Raw genomic sequence first — 3,089 nt, 5'->3', positions numbered from 1 at the left:
AAAATCGACTATGAAGTGCCGTTGCTCGACATACCGTTGCTCATCCTCGACAAGTACCGGGATATGGCCCCGGAAGGAAAACTGCTGCCGATGTACAGCAACAACGAACTCAACCGGACACTGAAACGTATTGCCGCCATTTGCGGAATTGAACGGAAACTCGTCTTTCACTGCGGACGCCATACCTACGCCACCGAGATCACGCTTTCGCATGGTGTCCCGCTTGAAACCGTCAGTAAAATGCTGGGGCATAGCCGCATTTCCACGACGCAGATTTACGCCAAAGTGACCGATGACAAGATCGACATGGATACCCGGTCTTTAGAGGAAAAGATTGCCGGCCGCTTCTCCGTAGCTATTTAATCTATCATTGACAATCAAATTCACAACGATTATGGAAACGAATAATAAAGAGATAAAACGCCGCAGCACGTTCTCCCTGCTGTTCTACATCAACCGCACGAAAGTCCGCAAGGACGGAACATGTAAATTGTTATGCAAGGTAAGCATCGACGCCAAGTCGGCCCCGATCAATATCAACGCGTTTGTCGATCCATCGCTTTGGAATCCGGAAACCAAAAGGGCGAACGGACGAAGCGAGAACGCCCGAACGGTAAACCAGGCAATAGAGAAACTGACCGAAAAAATCACCGGACATTACCGTCATATTCGTAAAAGCCTCGGTTTCGTGACGGCCGAGCTGGTCAAAAACGCCGTGGAAGGAATCGGGCAGAAACCGTTCACCCTCCTTGCCTTGTTCCGCGAGCATAACGAGGAGTTCCGCAAGCGTGTCGGCGTGGATCGCAAGGAAGAAACTTATGAAAGTTACGAGAACTCCTATAATATTTTAGCCTCCTTCGTGAAAAAAAGGAAGGAAAAGGAGGATGTAGCGTTGCGGAGCCTTGACCGGGAGTTCTACGATGATTTTGAAATATTCCTGCGTACAGATCGTGAAATGAAACCCAAGACAGTACACGAGCATCTTTACCGGTTGAAAAAAATGACCAAGCGGGCTGTCAGTCAGGGTACACTCCGGCGCGACCCTTACGGGAAGCTGCACCCGGAACTGCCCCGGCGCAAGAGCCGCCATTTGAAACTCGAAGACCTCAAAAAACTGATGGAAACTCCCGTCGGTAAACCCAACCTCCAGCGGGTGCGGGACTGGTTTCTCTTCGCTACCTTCACGGGGTTGTCCTACGCCGACCTGAAACGCTTGTCCGAAAAAGACATCACGCAGTCGGACGACGGAACGTACTGGATACACATCCGGCGCCAGAAGACCGAAACGCCCTCGGCCATCCGCCTGCTGAACGTGCCGTTGCAGATCATCGAGAAATACCGCCACGAGCGTAAAAGCGACAGGATTTTCAACCTCTATTGCCGGGGGTATCTCATCAAGCTCACCAGAGAACTGGGACGGACATACGGCTTCGACATGACCTTTCACAAGGCGAGGCACAATTTCGGGACACATATCACGCTCTCGCTGGGTGTGCCTATCGAAACTGTCAGCCGCATGATGGGACACAAGAGCATTTCCACCACGCAGATTTACGCCAAAGTGACCGACCGCAAGGTGGACGAGGACATGAAACGTCTGAAAGAACAGACCAAAGGCCGGAAAATAAATCTCTACGAGGAGGACGAACCGGAAACGGCAGATATTATAACGGTAAACGGTTGAACAGTATAACAAAAATTGATAAATTTGTATGACTATGACGACAAGAGAACCTATCAGCATTGAAAACGGGCGGGTGGAAATCCACACGCCGGAGAACCGTGTATGGCTCACGCGCCACCAGATTGCCGACCTGTTCGGAGTCTTCGTTCCTGCCGTGGGGAGCAACATCCGCTCCATACTCAAAAGCGGCATACTCCGTGAGGAGAGGGTTTACCGCCGGGAGCGCAACCGTGACGGCGGTATTGTCGAGCTGTATTCGCTCGAAATGATCGCCGCGCTGGCTTTCCGCTTAAAATCCGGGAATGCCGAAGCCTTCCGACGGTGGCTTGTCCGAAGGGCCACGACGACCGCCGTCGTCTGGCAGCTCCCCGGCATGAACACGATATTGAACTGAAAAAGAAGAACGGCCGTGATGGCCGTTCTTCTTTTATACCCATTCCTGTCCCCCGATACATTTCTTCCGGGAATCTTCCAGAAATTTCTGTATCTCGGATTCCATGTATAGTACCTTGCCCTGAATCAAATAATAGGGAATGATCCGCGCCGTGCGGTATTCCTGCAATGTACGCCTGCTGATTTTCAGCAGCCGGGACAATTCCTCGTCGGTGACGAACCGCTCTCCCTTGAGTGTCCGGCCTCCGGAGGATTCCAGTTTATCCAGTGCCTTGCCGGCCTTTTCCAAACGCCGGAAGAGATCCGCCACACGCGGATCGTGCTTGTCGATGAAATAATGGCTCATAACGCGGCGGTATTAGGATAGTGCGACGATTGCAGCAGTTTCCCGACATCTTCCGGTTTGTAGAAGATTTTGTGACGGATGCGGCTGAAAGGCAGCAACCCTTTCTCCCGGTAGGTTTGCAGGGTACGTTTCGATATCCCCAGCACGTCACAGACATCCTGGTTGTCCAGCCATTTTTTCAAACTCACGTCCTCCTGCCTGCGGCATAACGCCTCGGCTTTTCTTTCAATGGCTTCCACGTGCCCTGCCAGCGCGTCGAAAGCCTTCACGTCCATACTTATTATTTCCATGTTCTGTTTCATTTTTTGTTTCCCGGATGCCCAAAAGTACACAAATGAACAGTATCTTGTTATCAGCCAGTGGTATATGGACGTATCCGTCTTAAAAGTGGCAGCGAGTGGCGCCACGTCCGGCGGAAACGATCCTCCGCCGATACGGGATCGGCACGCTCCGATACGCCAATCGCCCGTGAAAGGAAATGTTCGCGGGCGATTTATCATTCCATGCAGGGTGAGCCGTGAACCGACTTTCGCGAGCGTTCACGGCATATCGTTTTCTCCCCGTTTCTCTCCCATAACCTTTTCCTCTCTTTTTTTCATGCCGCGGAGCGCGGTATGGAAATCTGTTGTCAGTAGCAAAGGTAGTTACGGGGCTCACGCTGCTGCA

5 protein-coding genes are annotated in these 3,089 nt (G+C 51.9%); 3 read left to right on the top strand and 2 right to left on the bottom strand.

Features of this window, described 5'->3' with window-relative positions; all coding sequences use genetic code 11:
- From ACESTR_RS15860 to ACESTR_RS15850, 3 genes are all read left to right on the top strand, one after another.
- Positions 1-363: tyrosine-type recombinase/integrase (locus ACESTR_RS15860; protein ID WP_373179429.1), on the top strand; the 363-nt coding region annotated here is incomplete at its 5' end.
- A 31-nt stretch (positions 364-394) separates the two neighbouring features.
- Positions 395-1,684, top strand: coding sequence for a site-specific integrase (locus tag ACESTR_RS15855; protein ID WP_007568639.1), 1,290 nt, complete (start codon positions 395-397; stop codon positions 1,682-1,684).
- Between the two features lie 28 nt (positions 1,685-1,712).
- Positions 1,713-2,078 (top strand): hypothetical protein, encoded by a 366-nt coding sequence (locus ACESTR_RS15850; RefSeq protein ID WP_007559043.1) that lies wholly within the window; start codon positions 1,713-1,715, stop codon positions 2,076-2,078.
- A gap of 33 nt (positions 2,079-2,111) precedes the next feature.
- On the opposite strand, the gene ACESTR_RS15845 is transcribed toward ACESTR_RS15850, so the two are convergent.
- Complete coding sequence (locus ACESTR_RS15845; RefSeq protein ID WP_004295430.1) at positions 2,112-2,423, bottom strand: helix-turn-helix domain-containing protein; 312 nt, start codon at positions 2,421-2,423, stop codon at positions 2,112-2,114.
- Positions 2,420-2,713 (bottom strand): helix-turn-helix domain-containing protein, encoded by a 294-nt coding sequence (locus ACESTR_RS15840; protein WP_004319131.1) that lies wholly within the window; start codon positions 2,711-2,713, stop codon positions 2,420-2,422. The genes ACESTR_RS15845 and ACESTR_RS15840 overlap by 4 nt, the downstream gene beginning before the upstream one ends.
- Between the last annotated feature and the right edge of the window lie 376 nt (positions 2,714-3,089).

This window comes from Alistipes sp. DJF_B185 (genome assembly GCF_964250025.1).
Lineage (GTDB): Bacteria > Bacteroidota > Bacteroidia > Bacteroidales > Rikenellaceae > Alistipes > Alistipes finegoldii.
Note: the sequence above shows the minus strand (reverse complement) of the source record. Positions and strands in the feature narration are given on the sequence as shown.